The sequence below is a fragment of the Pseudomonas sp. MF4836 genome (assembly GCF_002018875.1).
Lineage (GTDB): Bacteria > Pseudomonadota > Gammaproteobacteria > Pseudomonadales > Pseudomonadaceae > Aquipseudomonas.
Genome location: NZ_MVOL01000010.1, coordinates 41187 through 62017 on the forward strand (window position 1 = coordinate 41187; position 20831 = coordinate 62017).

Here is a 20831-nt window from a genome sequence, read left to right on the forward strand (position 1 = left end):
CGGTCCTGCGTTACGCTTTTTTCTTATTGCACCTGCTCGGGGAGGCTGGCCTCGAACGGATAGATACGGCGCCATTCGGACGCCATGTCGACGATAGTCCAGCCACGTTTTTTTGCTTCATCCAGGGCCTTGTCCAGGCGCCCGACCGAGGATTGACGGTCATAGGCCCATTCGCGCTTGGCGTCGGTGTGGTGCACCAGGCCCATGAAGCGCTTGCCGCTGCCGGCGGCAGTCCACTGCAGCATGTGCAGGTCACCGTCGGAGTTGCCGAAGGCCAGGATCGGGCGGCGGCCGATGATGCTGTCGATGCTTTCCGGCTTGCCCGGGCCGTCGTCGTTATGCGCCAGTTTGGCGGTGCGCAGGATCGACGGCTGGTCGCCCTGCACCTGCCACTGGGTGACGAAATTGCTGCCGATCACCTGCTCCGGGGGGATGCCGTACACCGTCTCGGCAAAGGCGCGCATAAACGCGGTATCCCCCCCGGACACGATGTAGGTCTTGAAGTCCTGGCTGCGCAGGTAGTCGAGCATCTCCAGCATCGGCTGGTAAATCATGTCGGTGTAGGGCTTGCCGGTTTTCGGGTGGCGGGCCTGGCTGAGCCAGGTCTTGGCGTTGTCGATAAAGGCTTCGGTAGTGATGCCGGTGTGGGTCGCGCCGATGATCTTCAGCAGGCCGTCCATGCCGGCGGCGGCCAGGGCCTTGTGGTCGTTCTCCAGCACCGCCTTGAACGGCTGGGTGGTCTTCCATTGCGGGTGCTGCGGCGCCAGGCGCTTGATCTCGTCAAAGGCGAACAGCACCTGGAAGTACGCCGGCTGCTCGCTCCACAGGGTGCCGTCGTTGTCGAACACGGCAATGCGCTCCGCAGGCTTGACGTAGTCCTTGGAGCCTTCGGTGGTCACCGCTTCGACGAATTCGATGATGCTCTTTTTCGCCGGGCCGTCCTGCCACGATGGCAGGGGTTCGGTGGCCCGGGCCAGCAGCGGCAGGGCGAGCAGCAACAGCACGGCCAGGGCCTGGCGCGGGTGCAGGGTTTTGAATGGCGTCATGGGAAGTCCTTCTCTTGACCGGGGTTGAGGGGGCGTAGCGGGTACGGCTGGGCAGGGCGTGCAGCGCGGCTGGCGCTGTGTCGATGGAGTTCAGGCAGCGCCTGGCGTAGCTGGTCCAGGGCGGGATCGGGTGTGGCCTCGCGGCCATAGCAGGCACGCAGCAGGTGTTGCAGGCGTGAGCCGAGGGCACCCAGGCCCAGACCCAGGTGCTGGCGACGCGCCCACAGGTACAGCGCGCCCAGTTGCCCCGGCCGTTGCTGCAACTGGCCGGGAACCTGACGCCAGGCCCAGGCGCTGGAGCCCAGCCAGGCGGCCTGACGCGCCCGGCGCCGACGCTGCCAGGCCTGGCGTGCGCGTTGCCACCAGGGGCGTATCAGGTACAGCCCCAGGCCCAGCACGATCACCAGCAAGCCCAGGCCCAACACCCGTTGCGAGAGACGAATCGAGTCGCCCCGGCCCAGGCGCTTGAGGTCCTCGGCGATGGCGAACACCGGTGGCGCGGCGCTGCCGGCGCTGGCGTTGAAGGTGTACTCGGGCACCTGCGTGACTTGCGCCCGGTGCTGGCGGCTGTCCCACCATTTGACCTGGACCGGCGGCAGGCTGAAGCGGCCTTCGCGCTGGATGCGGTAGGTTGCGCGGTCGATGCGCTGGCCGCCGCTGATGCTGCCGCGGCCGTCGTCGAGGTTGCCGACCTGCGGGGTTTTCAGGTAGCGGTCCAGGCCATCGACCGCCACCAGTGCTGGCGCCGGCAGCGCCATGCCCAGTGGGCCGTCGGCTTGCAGGGTCAACTCGCGGGTCAGGCTGTCGCCGACCTTGAGCGGGGTCGCGGACGGGATCAGGGTCTGGGTCAGGCGCACGCCTTGGGCCACCAGCACGTGTTCACCTGGGCTGAAACCGGCCGGCTGGCTGGCGCTAAAGTGCAGGGCTGCGGTCTGCGCGCTCAGTTCGGTGCTGGCCTGGCCGGGGGTGGCGCGTACGGTAAAGGGCGCAATGACAAAGTCCCGGGCCTGGGTCGGGGTGATGCGGTAGGTGTAGCGCATGCCGTAAAAGGCCTGGCCTTGCAGTTCCAGGTTCAGGTGCTGGGCCTCGCCACCGGGGGCCATGACCTGGGCGCCGGGCAGGTCCAGGTCGGGCAGGGTCGCGGCGCCGGTGAACCAGGTGTTGGTCAGCACGTCGACCTGCAACTGCAGGGTTTCCCCGACCACCACCGCCGGCCCGGGGTCGAGGTGGGTCATGACCCGCAGCTGGGCGTCATCGGCCGCCGCCTGGCCCGTGGCGCAGGCGATCCACAGTGCTAGCCACCGGGCGCCTTGCTCGGCTGATCGGCGGTTCATGGCGCCACCGGCTGGGGTTGAGGGGTGAGGTCTTGCAGGCTGAATTTCTGGCGCAGGAACTTGGCCGGCGACGTCGTCAGGTTCTGTAGCCACAGCTCATCGCTGGCCGCCTGCTGGGTTTGCACGGCCTTGCTCTGGCCCTTGCCCGGTTGCAGGTCGAGCTTGATCTGGTCCGGCTTGACCTCGGGGGCGTTCTGCTCGGCGCTGTCGGTGTCTTTTTTCAGGGCCAGGGCCAAGGCCAGGTTGGCCGTGGCTTCGGGGAACTGCGGTTGCAGTTTCAGCGCCTGCTGATAGGCGCTGATCGCCGCGTCGAACGAAAAGCGGCGCACGTAGATATTGCCCAGGTAGAAGTACGCCTGGGGCGTGTCGAGGCGAGCGAAGCTGGCCAGGGCCAGGTCGAAGTCGGCGGCATTGTAGGCGGCGATGCCTTTCCAGTAGGGGTCGACGAACAGCGCGGCCGCCGCCGGGTAATGCTGGCGCTCGAAGGCCCAGCGGCCCTGCTGGTCCGGGGTGAAAAATGCGTCGACCAGGGCATTGGCCTGGGCCGGTGCCGGTTGCCAGCCCAGGCCAAGGCCCAGCACCAGCACCGCGCTCCAGTTCAGGCTCCAGCCACGGCGTACGCTGAACAACGCCAGCAGCAACAGCGGCCAGCACAGCCAGTAGCCGGCATCCTTCCAGTGCAGCGCGCGCTGCTCGTCGCTGGCGGCCTGGAAATGCGCCTGGGCATGCAATTGGACCCAGTCCAGGTCGTCGTCATTCAGGGTCAGGCTGCCCAGGGGCGCGTCCAGGGCCGAGGCCAGGGCCTTGAGGGCGGCGGGGTCGAAGCTGGCCAGTTGCGGCCGGCCAGCGGCATCGGTGCGCGGCTGGCCGTCAGGGCCACGGATGATTCCGCCCTGGGCGCTGCCTACCGCCAGGATCAGTACCTGCAACAGGCTGCCTTGCAGCTGTTGGCCCAGCTCGGGGAGTTGCGCGGTGTCGGCCCCGTCGCTGACCAGCAGCAGGCTGCCGGGGCTGTGTTCGGCGGCCAGCAGGCGTTTGGCCTGCTCGATCACCGCCGCCACATTCTTCCCGGGGCGGGCGATCAGGTCCGTGCCCAGGGCCTGGATAAAACTGTCGAGCAGCGCCGGGTCATCGGTGGCCGGCAGCACCAGGTGCGCGCTGCCGGCGTAGGCGATCAGCGCGGTGCGCGCGCCGGCTCGACGCAGGACCAGGTCGTGCAGCTTGTGCTTGGCCGCTTCCAGGCGGGTGGGTTGCAGGTCGCTGGCATCCATCGACGGCGACAGGTCGACGGCGATGATCAGCGGCGCGCGGTTTTCCAGGAAATCCGGGCGGTCCTGTTCCCAGGTCGGCCCGGCGCTGGCCAGGGCGCCCAGCACCAGCAGGGCACTGGCCAGGTGCACCGGGCGCAGGTGCTGATGGTCGCTGGGGGTGATCAGCAAGTGCGGCAGCAGGTGCGGCGCGATAGTGCCCCGCAGCCGGCGTTGCAGGTCATGGCTGCGCCGCCACAGCAGCGGCAGCAGGGCGCCGGGCACCATCAGCAGCAGCCACAGCGGGCGCAGGAAATGGAAGTCGCCGAGGTTGATCTCCATCTCAGGCCTCCTGCCGTTGTCGCGGCTGGCTCAGGCGCGGAACCAGGGCCGCCAGCAGGTGATACAGGGCCAGCAGGCCGAGGGCCGCCCCCAGGGGCCAATGGAACAGCTCGCGCTTGGGCTGGTGGCTCAAGGTCTTGACCTGGTGCGGGGTGATGCGGTCGAGGGTGGCATAGACCTGATCCAGGGCGTTGCGGTCTTCGGCGCGGAAGTAGCGGCCGCCGGTGCTGCTGGCGATCTGTTGCAGCACGCCGAGGTTGACCTTGGCTTCGCCTTCGGCATTCGGGTCGCCGATGCCGATGGTGTGGATCACCACGCCCTTGGCCGCTGCCATCTGGGCCGCGCGCAGGGGCGCGATGGCGCTGCTGGTGTCGTTACCGTCGGTGAGCAGGATCAGCACTTTCTGCGGCTCCCGGGCCTGCTCCAGCAGTTTCAGGCTGAGGCCGATGGCGTCGCCCAGGGCGGTGTTGGGCCCGGCCATGCCAATGCCGCTGTCGTCCAGCAGCAGCGACAGGCTGGCGTGGTCCAGGGTCAGGGGCGCCTGGGGGTAGGCGCCGCTGCCAAACAGAATCAGCCCCAGGCGGTCGTCCTTGCGCCGTTCGATAAAACCGTGCACCACCTGTTTCACCGCGTCCAGGCGGTTGATTTTCTGGCCGTTGGCGTCGCTGAAATCAGTGGTCTGCATCGATTGCGAAATGTCGATGGCCAGCATCAGGTCACGCACCGGTTGCTGGTGCTCGATGGGTTTTTCCACCCACACCGGGCGCGCCGTCGCCAGCAGCAACAGCGCCCAGACCAGGCAGTTGAGCACCAGCTGCCAGCGGTTGTCGCGGCTGCCGGCCTGGCGCGGCGCGGCGCCGACGGCGCGGCTCATGGCGGCAAAAAACGGCACCCGCACCGCACTGCGCGCTTCGCGGTAGGCCGGCAGGTAGCGATAGCCGAACCAGGGCAGCGGCAGCAGCCATAACATCCAGGGGTAATCAAGCTGCCACATGATGCTGCTCCACCCAGTGTCGACAGGTGTCGAACAGTTGCCGGCGTTGTTCGACGGGCAGTTGCATGAGCACGGCATCCGGGGCATAGGCCAGTTGCGCCAGTTGCCGGCTGAAGTCGTCCGGCAGCGGCTGGCGGCTGTGCTGGCGCAGAAAAGCCTGCCAGGCCGCGCCACCGAGCGGCGCCGCCGAGGGTGCCGCAAGCACGGGCCGGCGCCAGGGCGCCTGGAGCCTGGGCGGCATAGACAGCGCGACGCGCTTGAGCAGCTCCGGCAATTCCCGCAGGGCCGCCAGGGTCTCGCTGCTGGCCTGCAATTGTTCCAGGCGCTGCAAGGCCTCGCGCCGGTAGCGATCACGGCGCCATTGCCAGAGACGCCGGGCGGCCCCTGCCAGCAGGGCGATCAGCAGCAGCCCCAGCAACAGCCACCAGCCCCAGGTCTGCGGCGCGTAGCTGACCGGTGCCGGCAGGCCCAGTTCCTGGAGTTGGTCGATGCTCGGGATATCGGGCTTCATCGGCGCGGCGCTCCGGCCTTGCCCAGCTCGCTGCGCAGTTGCGGCAGGGCCTCCTCGGCAGTGCTGAACATCATCAGCGGCACCTGGCTGCGGCGCAGCAGGGTGGCCACGTCCTTGAGCCGACCGCCGAGAAAATCCCCCAAGGGCTGGTGCACCTGCCGCCGCTCTACCGCCAGCTCCACTTGCAGTTCGCCCTGAGTCACCAGCAGCCGGCCGTTTTGCGGCAGGTCGAGGGCCAGCGGGTCGTAGACCTGCATCGCGATCACATCGTTGTGGCTGGCCAGTTGTCGCAGCAACTGCAAGGTGCGCGGGCCGGCCCCGGCGAAGTCGCTGACGATGCACAGCAGGTGATCGTGACCGGCCAGGACCAGGCACTGCTGCAAGACCTTGTCCAACTGATCGTCGCCTTCGCAGTCGGGGTTGCCGGCGTTGAGCTGCTGGTTGTGCTGGACCATACGGCTGCACAAGGCCTCGACCCGCTTGCGGCTGCGCAAGGGCGAGACGCTGTCGATGCGCTGGTCGTTGAACACCAGCCCGCCGACCCGGTCGCCGGCGTTGAACACCATCCACGCCGCCAGCGCTGCCAGCTCTGCGGCGAGGGCCGACTTGAAGCTGCGGCGGGAGCCGAAAAACATCGACATGCGCTGGTCGAGCACGATCAGCGCCGGGCGGTCGCGCTCTTCGGTAAAGGTGCGCACCACTGGCTTGCCGGTGCGCAGCGAGGCCCGCCAGTCGAGGTGACGCAGGTCGTCACCCGGCTGGTAGCGCCGCAATTCGTCGAAGTTCAGGCCGCGCCCGCGCAGGCGCGAGGCATGGTTGCCGGCGAGGATGCTGCCCTGGGGCTGGCGCGCGACAAAACTCAAGGCGCGGGCCTGGAACTGCAAGGCCATCAACTGCGCCAGCGACACATAGACCAGGCCATCGGCGTCCTGCGGTACGGCGGACATGGCAACCTCCTCAGGCCGGGATCGCGACTTTATCAAGCAGACGGTCAAGCACCTGGTCGGCGCCGACGCCATCGGCCACGGCGTCGTAACTCAGTTGCAGGCGATGGCGCAGCACCGGGTGCAGCACCGCGCGCACGTTGTCCGGCGAGACAAAGTCCTGGCCCTGCAGCCAGGCGTCGGCCCGGGCACAGCGGTCCAGGCCGATGGCGCCGCGCGGGCTGGCACCGATGGCAATCCAGCGCGCCAGGTCCGGGTCGTAGTCGACGGGGTGGCGGGTGGCGTTGATCAGGTCGATCAGGTAGCGGTCGATGGCCGGGGCCACATGGATCGCCCCGACCTCGCGCCGTGCGGCGAAAATCACCTCCTGTTCCAGGGCGAACCCCGGGGCCGGTGGGGTCTTCGCGCCCTGGGCCTGTTCTTCGACCCGCAGCAGGCGCAGCACCTGGCTTTCGTTTTCGGCGCTGGGGTAGTCCAGCAGGACCTTCATCAGGAAGCGGTCCATCTGCGCTTCCGGCAGCGGGTAGGTGCCTTCCTGCTCGATGGGGTTCTGGGTCGCGAGCACGATAAATAGCTCCGGCAGTACATGGCTGTTGCCGGCCACGGTGATCTGCCGTTCTTCCATGGCTTCGAGCAGCGCCGCCTGGACCTTGGCCGGGGCGCGGTTGATCTCGTCCGCCAGGATCAGGTTGCCGAACAGGGGCCCGGGCTGGAACAGGATCTGGTTCTGGCCGTCGACCTGGTGCAGCACCTCGGCGCCGGTGATGTCCGACGGCAGCAGGTCGGGGGTGAACTGGATGCGGCTCATCCTGGCGTCCAGGTGTTTGGCCAGGGCCTTGACCGTGCGGGTCTTGGCCAGGCCGGGCAGGCTTTCGAGCAGCAGGTGCCCGTTGGCCAGCAGGCCCACCAGGATCTGTCGGATCACCTGGTCCTGGCCGAGCACGGACTCGGCGATGCTGGCTTGCAGGGCATTCAGATCATTGAGCGCGGTCATGGGCATTCCTTGGCTGGGGGCGACTTACCATGGGGCGGCCACCACGGTGTATTGCACGCTGCTGCCGACATAGCGCGGCTGGTACCAGGTCGGCCCGCAATGCTGGTAGGCCACGCCATTGGCGATCACCGACACACAGTCGGGCGGCACGCTGGCCACCTCGGTGCCGATGGCGATCACTGCCGCCGTGGTGACGCCGACGGCGGCGGCCGTGGCCCAGGGGTGATACCAGTCATCGCCATGGGGCGGGGGCGGTGGCGGCGGCGGTGGCGGCGCTGGATACGGCCCCGGCCCCGGACCTGGACCGGGGTAAGGCCGGGGTTCGGGATGCGGCTCGGGGTGGGGCCCTGGGTAGGGCTGCGGATGGGGAGATGGCCGTGGCTCCGGATGGGGCTGCGGGTAAGGGTGCGGCTGCGGATAAGGGTGGGGCGCCGGTTGCGGCATCGGCCGGTACGCCGGCAGCGGGCGCGCGCCGCCGCCATGGGGCACCACGAAGGTCCGCGCGCCACCGCCGCCTCGGGCCTGCCAGGCCTGGGCCGTGGACAGGTGCAGCAGGCTCAGGCTCAGGGCTATACACAGCAGCCAGGGGCCGGGTTTCAAGTTGGCTCCTGGGTTCATGGTTGCTGCTCCTGGTTGGCTGCGGCCTGGTCCAACTGCTGCAAAGGCACGGCCCGGGCGCCGGCGGGTGGATCGAAGCGGAAGCTGCGGGCGGTGATCGGCGCGGCCAGCCGCCACTTAAAGTCGACGCTGTGCCGTGGCCGCTCGGCGATGTCGCGCCGGCTGATCACCAGGCGGCACGGCAGCGGCTGGTCGCCTTCGCGCAGCCACAGTTGCCAGTCGATCTCGGCCTGGCGAAAGGCGTAATGCGCGCAGCGCTGGCCGTCCAGGGTCTCGCTGCCGATCACCAGGGCCGAGGTCAGGCCGACCTGGCGCGTGGTGTCGGCGTTCCAGCGGAACAGGTCGGCCAGGGGCAGTTCGATGCCATAGCGTTCGCTCAATTGGTCCAGCAACTGCTCGATGCTGGCCGGCGCCGGGGCGCGGGTGAAGTAGCCGCTGCGGCTCTCGAACAGGGTGAAGCTCTTGCCGTCGTAATACAGGCTGCGCTGCGCGCCCTGGTTCTCGACGCTGACCCGCAGCTTGTCCGGTCGTTGTGCCAGCAGTTCGGTGCGGTGGCGAAACTCCAGGGTCTGGCCGTCCTCCAGCACCTGGTCAGTGCTGCTTTGGGTCTCGATGCCAAATTGGCGCAGGCTGCGCAGGTAGCTGCCCATGTGCTCCAGGGCCTGCACCGCCCGGGGCTCGATCTCGGCCTGGGCCTCATCGGCCGCCGCCGCGCGCGGGCCGAACAGGGTCAGGGCGCAGAACAGCGCCAGGGTGGTGTGCAGCCAGGGTTGGCTGGGCATGGCAGACCTCACTCAGAACATGAAGGTGGGGATGACCGGGATAAACGACAGGCGGAAATTCCAGCGGCTGCCGATCTGGTCATCGGGGTGCAGCACCGAGTACTGCACCTCGCCGGAGATGCGCACCGGCAATTTGCCGAAGTTGAAGATCCGCCCGGCGCCGAGGCCGATGGGGAAGGTCACTTTGTTGCCGCTGTCGGCCTTCCAGTTGACGCTGATATTGGGGGTCATGCCCACGCGCCACTGGGCCGGGCCGGGGATCACCCGCTGGATGAAGTACTGGATATTGGTCAGGCTGACGTCCTTGCGCTGGCTGTCGCCGGCCACCGACCACCAGTGCTGGGGAAACACCCCCAGGGTCCAGTCCGGCCCCAGGTAGGCGGCGACGAATGCCGGGCCCAGGGAGTACTTGCCGGTGCCCAGCACATCGTCTTCGGCGGTGGGGAACATCAGGGTCGGGCCGACGCCCCAGACCAGCTTGGCGCCGTTGTCGAAACGCACCGGCTCCTTGGGCGAGAACACCCCGACATAGGCCAGGTCACCAAAGCCGCTGGTGCGGTCGAACGGGTCCTGGACCACCGAAGCGAAGTCGCTGCGGTCGTGCAGCAGTTCGTTGGGGCCCATGCCCACCAGGTTGCCGGCCCTGTGGTTGACCGGCGCGCTGACGTAGCTGATGGGCAGGCGGTTGATCAGGTTCCAGTCCTCGCCCAGGGAAACGGGAAAGGTCGGCATGAAACTGTACTTGCCCAGGTAGCGCGTGCCGTTGCTGTGGGGGCCCTTGAGCGCGGTGTAGTCGAACTGGTTGAACAGCAGCACCAGGTTGCCCACCGGGTTGTCCATCAGCTTGGAGATCTGCTCGGTGGACGGCTCGCAACCGGCCTTGACCACGTCCTTGAGGTCGATGTCGAAGTTGCGCTGCAACTGCTGGCAGGTCTCGGGGTCCCCCTTGAGCGTGGCGTGTTTGCCGTCACCGCCAAGCGCCGGAAGATCGTTGCCGGCGCTGGCGAAGCCACTGAGCAACAGGCCGCACCAGGCGAATCGGGAGCTGATGACCATCCGTGGTATCTCCTAGAAAAACGCCAGGGTCAGGTTGAGGCTGACGCCATTGCCCTCGGGGCGGTTCTTGGTGTCGAACTCGGGAATCCAGCGTGCGCTGATATTGGCCTGGGCGTCGGCGAACTTGCCGCTCCAGCCGACCGTGGGCCCGGCCCCGACCGAACGGCCGCGATAGCCGTGGAGGAAGTCGGCGGTATCGCCCTTGTCGTCGCTGATCTGCTGGATATAGCCGGCGGCCAGGCCCGCGCTCCAGCCACTGCCCAGGCCGTAGGTCCACAGTGCATCGAGGGCGAAGATGTTGCCGTTGCGGTAATCGGTGCTGTGGTTCTCGGTGTAGAACTGCACCGTGCCCATCAGGCTGAACTCGCCGCCGTGACCATCCAGGTGGGTGAACGACAGGGTCGGCATGAAGGTGTAATTGTTCTGCCCGGGGTTGGCCAGACGGTTGTCGTTGTAGGCCCCGGTGGGTACGTAGATCGGCAGGGAAAACGCGATGTGATCGTGCTCGTTGAAGTGATAGCCCGCGGCAATCGGCGTCAGCAGCATGTCGGCGAACTGGGTGCCGCTGTCCTCGGTGCCGACGCTGCGGCCGCGAGGGCCGGTGAGGCTGGCCTTGACGTCGGTGTATTGCACCGGCACGCCGATGGCCGAGGCGTAGTTCCAGCGGCCTTTGCCGCTGTCCCAGACATGGGTGAAGTTGGCCATGGTGTAGGAGACTTTCATCTCCAGGCCCGAGCTGAGTTCGCCGATGATCGGCACCTGGCGCCCGCCCTTGAGTTCGCCGTCGTAGTAAATGCTGGTCAGGGACATCACCCAGCCCGGCTCCGGGGGGATGATCCCGGCGTTGGAGTAGATCTGCTGTCCAGTGATAGGGCGGCCGACCCCGCCTTCGGCGGCCAGTGCCAGGGGGCTGCTGCCCAGCAGGCACAGCGTCAGCAGGGGACGAACAACCAGGGCTTTATCCATGACTGGCTCCGTTTAGTGTTGCGAAGGGGCAACCGGGGTCAGCAGCGGCATTTTCCACTGGCCGTTGGTGACTTCCGGTTTGGGCAGGTAGATGCGCAGCACGCCGTAGAACGGCCCGTTCGGCGCCGGTAGCCAGTTGCTTTGCAGGTCTTTGGCCGGGGCCTGGTGCTGCACGTACAGGGTCAGGCCGCCGTCGCTGTCGCGCTTGAGCCCGGGCAGCATTCGCGAGTTGATCAGGTAGCGCTTGAGGGGGTTGGCCACCAGCAGCTTGCTATGGCCGTCGTACATCGTCAGCGACCAGAAGGCTTCGGCCGGGGGCAGGGCGTCCTTGGCGAAATGCAGGGTGTAGTCGTGTTTCGAGGCGTCCACCGGTTGCCCGGCGTTATCCACGAAGTAGCCGATGTAGTTCGCCTCTTCGGCGGAGTTGCCGAAGATCCCCATGTTGGCGCCGGCGTAGCGGTACAGGTAATTGTTGTTCAGGTGGTCGCGGGTGCCGAACAGGTCGCCGCTGCTGACCTGGTGGGTGTCGACCTTGTCCTTTTTGAAGGTGGCGAATTCGGCCTTGGCGTCGGCGATCCCGTCTTCCAGGGCTTTGCGCTGCTCGGCGCCAAGGGCCTCGGGCTTGAACGGCTGGCCGGCGCCAATGCCGATTTTTGCGAGGCGCGCCAACAGGTCCTTTTCCACGTCCTGGGGCGGGGCAAAGCTGAGCATGAAGGTGAGGTAGGCGAACAGCTCGGGGCTGTCGCTCATGTGCGGGCTGGGCTTGGGCCAGGCGACCTTCGGCACCGCGGGCGGGGCTTTTTGTCCCAGGTACTGGCTCAGGGGCTGGACCTTGTAGCCTTTCTGGATCTGCTTGACCTTGGCCAGGTCCTTTTCGTCGAACAGCTGGGTGCGGTACAGGGCGTAGGTGATGTCACTTTCGCTGCGCAGCAGGCGATCGATATTCAGCGGTTGCTGACCTTGCCAGTGGGGGCCGGCGATCATGAAATGGCCACCCTTGTTACCGGTGCTGCGGGTGCCCAGGTAGGCGAAGTTCTGGGTGTAGAGGTCGATCAACTGCACCGAGTAATAGCGGCTTTCTTCAATCGGCGGCAGTGTCAATACCACCGGCTCGCGGCGCAGATCGAGCCAGACGAAGGAGTAGGGCGTGTCGGAGTTGGGGGTGACGAACGCTGTGTCCTTCGGGGTGAACACCTGGGCGGTGTTGCCGATCTGGTTGAACGGCGCCTTGAAGTTCGAGCCCTTGCTGTCCACGGCCTGGGTGTACAGGGTCTTGTACATTTCCACCACCGGGAAGCCATACAGGTAGGCCTCCTTGGCAATGGTCCGGGCCTCGTCCGGGCTGGCGCTGAACTCGGCACTGGCGGCGCCGCTCAACAGCAGCAGGAGCCCGGCACACAGCAGGCGGGGCGGTGGAAGGTTGATCATCATGGCGTCCTTGGGCTGGCTGTCGATAAATACGCTGGGTCACTGCACCGGGGTGATGTCATCGAGCTTCCAGCTTTTGTCGAAATAGGCTTCGGTCGGTGCGTAGAGCCGGAAGTAACTGAACCAGTGCCTGCCCGGCAGGGTTTGCACCCAATTGCTTTCCAGGCCCGCAGGGGCGGTGGGACCGAAGTACAGGTCGATCGAGCCGTCGGGGTTTTTCTTCAGGTCCTGGCGTGACGAGAGGTCGGCCTTGCGCTGGGGGTTATCGATCAGGCAGCGGCTGTCGATGTCGTACACCGTCATCGACCAGAACTGTTTGGCCGGTGGCTGGGTGCCCAGGTGCAGGCGATAAGACTTGCCGCCGTCGAGCCAATGGCCCTGGTTGTCGGTGTAGGCGCCGAGGTAGGTCTGGCCCAGGCCCGGGGTCGTGGAAACCATGCCCTTGGTATTGGTCACCGCCTCATAGAACCAGGCGCTGCGCTCCCACAGCTGGTCGTAATAGGCCACCCGCTGCGAGGGTTCGGCGATGTTCAGCACTTTGTCCCACTGGCGGTCAGGCCAGTACTGGGCGTCGGCGAAGCGCTTGGCGAAGGTGTTGGCCTTGGCGATCAGCTCGCCGACCTGGGCCCCTTGCTCCAGGGCCTTGCGCTGCGAGTCGTTGGGGTTGAAGGGCTTGCCCTTTTCGATCCCGAGGCTGGCGAGCATGGCCATATAGAAGCGGTCGCGCTCATTGACCGGCTCGTTCTGGATGATCTGGTGCAAACGCTGCCAGTAGGCCATGCCCCGTGGCTGGGTGCCGGACCAGGGCTTGCCCTGGGGCGACAGCAGGCGGGTGACGCTGGGTTGGCCACGCTTGGAATAGGGGTACATCTTGAACTGCTGCACCAGCGCCTTGCCCTTGGCCGGATCCGGGTCGAGCACGCGAAAGCCCACCAGCACGTTCATGGTTTCGGATTTGGCCAGGTAGTACTGGCTGGCGTCGGCCGGTGGCTCCTGGCCGGGCGGCAGCACCAGGTACTTGCCACCCTTGCCCTGGTCCGGACCGGTCTGGCCCATGTCGATGATCGCCCGTTGCCAGAAATCGCCGATGCCTCCGGCGGTAGGGCCGGGCGGCAATTCGATGACCAGCGGGCCGGTCTGGTTGAGGTCGACGAAACCCAAGATGTAGGGGGTGGTGGCGTTGGCGGTGATCACCCCGAGTTTGTCTTCGTAGCTGGTCAGCACCATCAGGTCGCCATTGCGCGCACCGAGCTTGTCGCGGAACTCTTCCTGCCACTGGGCGTAGGACACCAGGGGCAATGCCCAGAGGTAGCTCTGGGTGGCCTGCTGGAAATCCAGCTCGGCGTAGAGCCCGGCGATGGCGGAGCGGTCCGGGAGTTCGCCCTGCATCTTGATCGGGCCCAGGCGCGTATCCACCACGTGTTCCTGGGCGCCGACACCGCAACTGGCGGCCAGGACGAACAGGCTGTAACCGGCACTGCGGAGCAAAGCGTGCATGGGCTTTCCTTATTTACCGAAGGTGACGTTGATCCCGGCGAACAGGGTGAACTGCGGCAGGTCGTCGCCTTTGCGCTCCACGGTCCACTGCGGCTCGACAAACGCGTTGAGGATGTTGTGCCCGGCCTTCCAGGCCTTGCCCACGCCGAGGCCGATGGGGATGTAGTGGGTGTTGGCCTTGAGGTCGAAGGTCCAGGTGCCGGTGGAGCGCAGGTACCAGCCCTTGGGCAGGTTATGGATGAGGAAGGGCTGGAAAGTGGCGCTTTCAACATGGGCGCGGTCATGGTCGCCGGCGAACGAACTCTGGTATTGCACCAACGCCCCGAGCAGGCCCCGGGGGGTGGCGTCGATGGCGATGGCGGCCAGGCCGGCCTGCCATTTGCCGGTGCCCAGTTCGTCCTGCTCGGCGGTGGGCGCGGTGATCTGCGGGCCGATGCCCAGTTGCACGCCTTCGGTCTTGAGCAGAAAGATATCGAACAGGTTGAGGTCGCCGATGCCGGTGCTGTAGCCGTTGTGCGGGTCGGGGCGGGTGCTGATGGGCAGCGTCGCCCGCAGCAGCTGTGGCACACCGATAAAGTCCCCGGGGGCCACTGGCAGGGTGCCGCGCAACAGGGCGTCGTTGGTGTGGATATTGGAGTCGTAGTAGCGCGGGGTGTAGTAGTCCTGCAGGTTCATCCCCGGCGCAAGGTTGAGCGGGTTGTTGCTTTTGTTCGCAGTGTCGGCGTTGTCGGCCTGTGCCGTGAACGCCGTCGTCAGTGCGGCTGCCATCATCGCGGCTGGCGCGAGAAGTGCTCTAGACATGATTCCCCAATCCTTTGTCGGCTTAAGTCTGCGCGGCACTTGGCGGCCGTTGTGCAACTGATTACTTTTGTCTGTAAAGCCCCTAAGAGATGTCTGATGACGCTAGCAGCGAAATCTGACTTATCCAGTCGATGGGATTAATACGTTGGTTTTTGTATACAGAGTCACGAAATCGCAAAGTCGAGATGAAGCCTTTCAAATCAACTCGTTAATGGTTTTAGCTGAGACTCTTTCTTGGCCTGCGGTGGCGGTTTTTTTCAACACAGGGAGTTGTTCATTGATGGCGGTCTTGTTACGCAGCACCTTCATTCCCGGGCGCAGCCCGGCGCAAGTCCTCGACTTCTGCCTGGAGGGCAGCAACTTTCCGAAGATTTTTCCGGAGCCGGTGACGCCCCTGGGGGAGATCGATATCAACGACCTGCGGATCGCCGAGGGGCGCGAGTTCAGGTTTCGCCACTGGATGTTCGGTGTCATCCCGGCGAACTGGAAGGTGGTGATCCGTGAGGTGGGCCCCAGCCATTTTGTCGACGAGATGCTCAAGGGGCCGATGCGTGCCTTTCGCCATGAGCATCGGGTGGAGGCGGCCGAAGGTGGGACCCTCTACACCGACCGTGTGACCTACCAGGCGCTGGGCGGTGCCCCGCTGGAGTGGCTGCTGGTGAATGCCTATATGCGGCGCATTTTCCAGGCCCGCCATCGCAACATGCTTGAAATGCTGGCCTGACCCCCAAACCCCGTAGGCGCTGCCCCAGGCTCGGGCCAGCGTTCGGACGCTGGGCCTGACTGGCGCTGGGGGAGTGTCTGGAATAGGTGTGGCGGTGTTGAGGGCCAGCGCAGCCTCATGCCTCGCAGCGGCTACAGGGGCGCAGGGAATGTGGCGGGATCTGGGGGATAAATTGTGGGCTGGGCATAGGTCGTTGGCGCGTTTCGTGGTTAACTTCGGCCTTTCGAAAAAACCTTATCGCTGTTCAATCACCTTCGTGCAAAAGGACTCCGTTCATGGCTCAAGTCACTCTTAAAGGCAACCCGGTGCAAGTCAACGGTCAACTGCCGCAAGCCGGTTCCAAGGCCCCTGCGTTTTCCCTGGTGGGTGCAGGCCTGGCCGACGTCACCCTGAGCAGCTTTGCCGGCAAGCGCAAAGTGCTGAATATTTTCCCAAGTGTCGACACCCCAACCTGCGCCACCTCGGTTCGCAAGTTCAACGCCCAGGCCAACGAACTGGCCAACACCGTGGTGCTGTGCATCTCGGCTGACCTGCCGTTCGCCCAGGCTCGTTTCTGCGGCGCCGAAGGCCTGGAAAACGTACAGAACCTGTCCACCCTGCGTGGCCGCGAGTTCATCGAAAACTACGGCGTGGCCATTGCCGACGGCCCGCTGGCCGGCCTGACCGCACGCGCAGTGGTGGTGCTGGACGAGAACGACAACGTGCTGCACAGCGAGCTGGTCAAGGAAATCGCCGAAGAGCCGAACTACGACGCTGCGTTGGCCGTTCTCAAGTAAGCCTCTGTTCCCGTTCTGCGGCGCTGGGCTCAGGCGGCGTTGAAAATGGCTTTGAAATGCGGATTTTTAGAACCCTGAACTGCAGGTTCTCAGCCATTTTTGCCTGGCCTGGGCGTCGTTAGATCGCGAACCGGCTGCAACAGGTTTTACAATTATTAACGGCCTGGCCCTGTCCAGGCCGTTTTTATTTGTGCTTCAGTGGCTTAGCGGGCGTTGTAAAACGTAAGCCAAAGGTAAATTGCCGGTAAAGGCGCTTTGCTAATCCCCCGCCAGTGCTTATCTTTCAGCCTTCTCAAGAAGACCTCCTCGCGCCCAATGGTTGATCATTCCATGCAATCCTCCGCTTCCCGCAACTCCCGTCGCTGGCTGTTCGGCCTGCTCGTCCTGCTGGTCATTGCCGTCCTGTGCTGGAAATTCTGGCCCGCGTCGAGCACCTCGAAGGACGAAGCAGCACCCAAGGCCGCCGCCGGGCATGCGGGCAGAAGCGGGGCGATGCGTCCGGGGTTCGGCGGGGCGACCGGGCCGATCCCGGTGCGCGTGGCGCCGGCGACCGAGGGCGACTTCCCCGTGTATTACAAGGCGCTGGGCACCGTTACGGCACTGAACACCATCAATGTGCGCAGCCGGGTCGCCGGTGAGCTGGTCAAGGTGGCGTTCGAGGAAGGGCAGATGGTCAAGGCCGGCGACCTGCTGGCGGAAATCGACCCGCGACCTTACCAGAACGCCTTGCTCCAGGCCGAAGGCACGCTGTTGCAGAACCAGGCCCAGTTGAAAAATGCCCAGGTCGACCTGGAGCGCTACCGTGGCCTGTATGCCCAGGACAGTATTGCCAAGCAGACCCTGGACACCGCCGCCGCACTGGTGGGCCAGTACCAGGGCACGGTCAAGACCAACCAGGCGGCGGTCAACGACGCCAAGCTCAACCTGGAATTCACCAAGATTCGCGCGCCGATCGCCGGTCGCCTCGGCCTGCGCCAGCTGGACGTCGGCAACCTGGTGGCGGCCAACGACACCACGGCGCTGGTGATCATTACCCAGACCCAGCCCATCAGCGTCGCCTTCACCTTGCCGGAAAACAGCCTCGACACCGTGCTCGCCCGTTACCACAGCGGTGCCAAGCTGCCGGTCGAAGCCTGGAATCGCGGCGACACCCAGTTGCAGGCCACCGGCGTGCTGCAAAGCCTGGACAACCAGATCGACACCACCACCGGCACCCTGAAGTTCAAGGCGCGCTTCGATAACCGCGACCAAAGCCTGTTCCCCAACCAGTTCGTCAATGTGCGGCTGCTGGCCGACACCCTGAAAAAGGTGATCCTGGCCCCGTCGGCGGCGATCCAGTTCGGCACCAATGGCACCTTCGTCTACGCCCTGGATGGCGACAACAAGGTGCAGATCCGTCAGCTCAAGGTGGGCGACAGCAACGGCGAATCGACGGTGATCAAGGAAGGCCTGGCCGCCGGCGACCGCGTCGTGCTCGAAGGCACCGACCGCCTGAAGGACGGCAGCGCAGTGGAGGTGGTCAACGACAGCGTCGACGTGCCGACCACCCCGACTGAACACCTGCAAGGCAAGCCGACCACCTCCACCGGAACCCCGGCCGCCGGGACCAAGGCGCAAAAGGGCGGCGCATGAATCTCTCGCGGCTGTTCATCCTTCGCCCGGTAGCCACCACCCTGAGCATGCTGGCCATTGTCCTGGCCGGCCTGATCGCCTATCGGCTATTGCCGGTGTCGGCCTTGCCCCAGGTCGATTACCCGACCATCCGCGTCATGACCCTGTACCCAGGGGCCAGCCCGGACGTGATGACCAGCGCGGTTACCGCGCCCCTGGAACGCCAGTTCGGGCAGATGCCCGGCCTGACCCAGATGGCGTCCACCAGCTCCGGCGGCGCCTCGGTGCTGACCCTGCGCTTCAACCTCGACATCAATATGGATGTCGCCGAGCAACAGGTGCAGGCCGCGATCAATGCCGCCACCAACCTGTTGCCCAAGGATCTGCCGGCGCCGCCGGTGTACAACAAGGTCAACCCGGCGGACACCCCGGTGCTGACCCTGGCCATCACTTCCAAGACCATGTTGCTGCCCAAGCTCAATGACCTGGTCGACACGCGCATGGCGCAGAAAATCGCCCAGATCAGCGGCGTGGGCATGGTCAGCATTGCCGGCGGCCAGCGCCAGGCGGTGCGGATCAAGGTCAACCCCGAGGCCCTGGCGGCCAACGGCCTGAACCTGTCGGACGTGCGCACCCTGATCGCCGCGTCCAACGTCAACCAGCCCAAGGGCAACTTCGACGGCCCGACCCGGGTCTCGATGCTCGACGCCAACGACCAGCTGACGTCGCCCAAGGATTACGCCGAACTGATCCTGGCCTACAACAATGGCGCGCCGTTGCGGCTCAAGGATGTGGCGCAGATCGTCGATGGCGCGGAAAACGAGCGCCTGGCAGCCTGGGCCAACGAGAACCAGGCCGTGCTGCTGAATATCCAGCGCCAGCCCGGGGCCAACGTGATCGAGGTGGTGGACCGGATCAAGGCCTTGCTGCCGAGCATCACCGATAACCTGCCAGCCGGCCTGGACGTCATGGTGCTGACCGACCGCACCCAGACCATCCGCGCCTCGGTCACCGACGTGATGCACGAGTTGCTGATCGCCGTGGCCCTGGTGGTGATGGTCACCTTCCTCTTTCTGCGTCGCGCCAGTGCCACCCTCATTCCGTCGATCGCCGTGCCGCTGTCGCTGGTCGGCACCTTCGGCGTGATGTACCTGGCCGGGTTCTCGGTGAACAACCTGACCCTGATGGCCCTGACCATCGCCACCGGGTTCGTGGTGGACGATGCGATCGTGATGCTGGAAAACATCTCGCGTTATATCGAGGAAGGCGACAGCCCGATGCAGGCGGCGCTCAAGGGCGCCAAGCAGATTGGCTTCACCCTGATCTCCCTGACCCTGTCGCTGATCGCGGTGTTGATTCCGCTGTTGTTCATGGCCGATGTGGTGGGGCGCCTGTTCCGTGAGTTCGCCATCACCCTGGCGGTGGCGATCCTGATTTCCCTGGTGGTGTCCCTGACCCTGACCCCGATGATGTGCGCGCGCCTGCTCAAGCGCGAACCCAAGCCTGAAGAACAGGGCCGCTTCTACCGCGCCAGCGGCGCCTGGATCGACTGGCTGATCGAAAGCTACGGCCGCAAATTGCAGTGGGTGCTCAAGCACCAGTTCCTGACCCTGCTGGTGGCCATCGGCACCCTGGGCCTGACGGTGCTGTTGTACCTGGTGGTGCCCAAGGGCTTCTTCCCGGTGCAGGACACTGGGGTCATTCAGGGTATTTCCGAGGCGCCGCAGTCGGTGTCCTTCGCGGCCATGAGCCAGCGCCAGCAGGAGCTGGCCAAGATCATCCTCGAAGACCCGGCGGTGCAGAGCCTGTCGTCCTACATCGGGGTCGATGGCGACAACGCCACCCTCAACAGCGGCCGCCTGCTGATCAACCTCAAGCCCCACAGCGAGCGGGACCTGAGCGCCAGTCAAGTGATCGCGCGGATCCAGCCCCAGGTCGACAAGCTGATCGGCATCCGTCTGTTCATGCAGCCGGTGCAGGACCTGACCATCGAAGACCGGGTCAGCCGCACCCAGTATCAATTCAGCATGTCGTCGCCGGACGCGGAACTGCTCAGCCTCTGGAGCCAGCGCCTGGTGGAAGCCCTGGCCCAGCGCCCGGAACTCACCGATGTCGCCAGCGACCTGCAGGACAAGGGTTTGCAGGTGTTCCTGGTGATCGATCGCGACGCCGCCTCGCGGGTCGGGGTCTCGGTGTCGAACATCACCGACGCGCTGTATGACGCCTTCGGCCAGCGCCAGATCTCCACCATCTACACCCAGGCCAGCCAGTACCGCGTGGTGCTTCAGGCCCAGGCCGGGGAGAGTATCGGGCCCCAGGCCCTGGAGCAGATCCACGTCAAGACCACCGACGGCGGCCAGGTCCGGCTGTCGAGCCTGGCCCATGTCGAAGAGCGCCAGGCGCAGTTGGCGATTGCCCACATCGGCCAGTTCCCGGCGGTGATGATGTCGTTCAACCTGGCACCGGGCGTGGCCCTGGGGCAGGCGGTCGACATCATCGAGCAGGTGCAGCAGCAGATCGGCATGCCGGTGGGGGTGCAGACCCAGTTCCAGGGCGCGGCCGAAGCGTTCCAGGCCTCGTTGTCGAGCACCTTGCTGCTGATCCTGGCGGCGGTGGTGACCATGTACATCGTGCTCGGCGTGCTCTACGAGAGCTACATCCACCCGATCACCATCCTCTCGACCCTGCCTTCGGCGGCGGTCGGTGCCTTGCTCGCGCTGATCCTCAGCGGCAATGACCTGGGGATGATCGCGATCATCGGCATCATCCTGCTGATCGGTATCGTCAAAAAGAACGCGATCATGATGATCGACTTCGCCCTCGACGCCGAACGCAACCAGGGCATGGCGCCGGAGAAAGCCATCTACCAGGCGGCGCTCCTGCGTTTCCGGCCGATCCTGATGACCACCCTGGCGGCATTGTTCGGTGCCGTGCCGCTGATGCTGGCTACGGGTTCCGGCGCCGAACTGCGCCAGCCCCTGGGCCTGGTGATGGTCGGCGGCCTGTTGGTGAGCCAGATCCTCACGCTGTTCACCACGCCGGTTATCTACCTGTACTTCGATCGCCTGGGGCGCCGCTTCGGCAAGCGCGAAGTCGGCCAGGAGCAGGGCGTATGAAGCGGCGCAGCGGCCAGTTGCAAGCCGCAAGCCGCAAGCTGAAT

18 protein-coding genes are annotated in these 20831 nt (G+C 65.6%); 4 read left to right on the top strand and 14 right to left on the bottom strand.

Annotation, left to right across the window (positions count from 1 at the left end):
- Nucleotides 1–23: 23 nt before the first annotated feature.
- From MF4836_RS22355 to MF4836_RS22420, 14 genes are read right to left on the bottom strand one after another with little or no spacing between them, the layout of a single operon-like run.
- Complete coding sequence (locus MF4836_RS22355; protein ID WP_078472095.1) at nt 24–1046, bottom strand: HAD family hydrolase; 1023 nt, start codon at nt 1044–1046, stop codon at nt 24–26.
- Nucleotides 1043–2380 (bottom strand): BatD family protein, encoded by a 1338-nt coding sequence (locus MF4836_RS22360; protein ID WP_078472096.1) that lies wholly within the window; start codon nt 2378–2380, stop codon nt 1043–1045. The genes MF4836_RS22355 and MF4836_RS22360 overlap by 4 nt, the downstream gene beginning before the upstream one ends.
- Entirely contained in the window at nt 2377–3969 is a 1593-nt protein-coding gene (locus MF4836_RS22365; RefSeq protein ID WP_078472097.1) for a VWA domain-containing protein, read from the bottom strand. Before MF4836_RS22365 ends, MF4836_RS22360 begins: the two co-directional genes overlap by 4 nt.
- Nucleotide 3970: 1 nt before the next feature.
- Complete coding sequence (locus tag MF4836_RS22370; RefSeq protein WP_078472098.1) at nt 3971–4963, bottom strand: vWA domain-containing protein; 993 nt, start codon at nt 4961–4963, stop codon at nt 3971–3973.
- On the bottom strand, nt 4950–5474 hold the full coding sequence (locus MF4836_RS22375) for a DUF4381 domain-containing protein (protein WP_078472099.1): 525 nt from the start codon (nt 5472–5474) through the stop codon (nt 4950–4952). The genes MF4836_RS22370 and MF4836_RS22375 overlap by 14 nt, the downstream gene beginning before the upstream one ends.
- Complete coding sequence (locus MF4836_RS22380; RefSeq protein ID WP_078472100.1) at nt 5471–6421, bottom strand: DUF58 domain-containing protein; 951 nt, start codon at nt 6419–6421, stop codon at nt 5471–5473. Before MF4836_RS22380 ends, MF4836_RS22375 begins: the two co-directional genes overlap by 4 nt.
- Nucleotides 6422–6431: 10 nt before the next feature.
- Nucleotides 6432–7412, bottom strand: coding sequence for an AAA family ATPase (locus MF4836_RS22385; RefSeq protein WP_078472101.1), 981 nt, complete (start codon nt 7410–7412; stop codon nt 6432–6434).
- Nucleotides 7413–7436: 24 nt separating this feature from the next.
- Nucleotides 7437–8030, bottom strand: coding sequence for a hypothetical protein (locus tag MF4836_RS35610; RefSeq protein WP_078472102.1), 594 nt, complete (start codon nt 8028–8030; stop codon nt 7437–7439).
- Complete coding sequence (locus tag MF4836_RS22395; protein ID WP_078472103.1) at nt 8027–8812, bottom strand: DUF2092 domain-containing protein; 786 nt, start codon at nt 8810–8812, stop codon at nt 8027–8029. The genes MF4836_RS35610 and MF4836_RS22395 overlap by 4 nt, the downstream gene beginning before the upstream one ends.
- A gap of 12 nt (nt 8813–8824) precedes the next feature.
- Nucleotides 8825–9868 carry a hypothetical protein gene (locus tag MF4836_RS22400; protein WP_078472104.1) on the bottom strand — a complete coding sequence of 348 codons (1044 nt, stop codon included), beginning with the start codon at nt 9866–9868 and terminating at the stop codon, nt 8825–8827.
- Nucleotides 9869–9880: 12 nt separating this feature from the next.
- Nucleotides 9881–10834 (bottom strand): SphA family protein, encoded by a 954-nt coding sequence (locus MF4836_RS22405; RefSeq protein ID WP_078472105.1) that lies wholly within the window; start codon nt 10832–10834, stop codon nt 9881–9883.
- A gap of 12 nt (nt 10835–10846) precedes the next feature.
- Nucleotides 10847–12262 carry a DUF1254 domain-containing protein gene (locus MF4836_RS22410; RefSeq protein WP_443217378.1) on the bottom strand — a complete coding sequence of 472 codons (1416 nt, stop codon included), beginning with the start codon at nt 12260–12262 and terminating at the stop codon, nt 10847–10849.
- A gap of 39 nt (nt 12263–12301) precedes the next feature.
- Nucleotides 12302–13759 carry a DUF1254 domain-containing protein gene (locus MF4836_RS22415; RefSeq protein WP_078472107.1) on the bottom strand — a complete coding sequence of 486 codons (1458 nt, stop codon included), beginning with the start codon at nt 13757–13759 and terminating at the stop codon, nt 12302–12304.
- A 9-nt stretch (nt 13760–13768) separates the two neighbouring features.
- Nucleotides 13769–14560 (bottom strand): hypothetical protein, encoded by a 792-nt coding sequence (locus MF4836_RS22420; protein ID WP_078472108.1) that lies wholly within the window; start codon nt 14558–14560, stop codon nt 13769–13771.
- Nucleotides 14561–14840: 280 nt separating this feature from the next.
- On the opposite strand from MF4836_RS22420, the gene MF4836_RS22425 reads away from it, so the two are divergent.
- The 4 genes from MF4836_RS22425 to MF4836_RS22440 all read left to right on the top strand — a co-directional run bounded on the left by MF4836_RS22425 (nt 14841) and on the right by MF4836_RS22440 (nt 20787).
- The gene (locus MF4836_RS22425; RefSeq protein ID WP_078472109.1) at nt 14841–15284 is read left to right on the top strand and encodes an SRPBCC family protein; all 444 of its coding nucleotides are present in this window, start codon (nt 14841–14843) and stop codon (nt 15282–15284) included.
- A gap of 275 nt (nt 15285–15559) precedes the next feature.
- Entirely contained in the window at nt 15560–16060 is a 501-nt protein-coding gene (gene tpx, locus MF4836_RS22430; protein ID WP_020300412.1) for a thiol peroxidase, read from the top strand.
- 315 nt (nt 16061–16375) lie between these two features.
- Nucleotides 16376–17692: an MdtA/MuxA family multidrug efflux RND transporter periplasmic adaptor subunit gene (locus MF4836_RS22435; RefSeq protein WP_078472110.1), complete on the top strand. Its 1317-nt coding sequence runs from the start codon at nt 16376–16378 to the stop codon at nt 17690–17692.
- Nucleotides 17689–20787, top strand: coding sequence for an MdtB/MuxB family multidrug efflux RND transporter permease subunit (locus MF4836_RS22440; protein ID WP_078472111.1), 3099 nt, complete (start codon nt 17689–17691; stop codon nt 20785–20787). Before MF4836_RS22435 ends, MF4836_RS22440 begins: the two co-directional genes overlap by 4 nt.
- Nucleotides 20788–20831 lie beyond the last annotated feature (44 nt).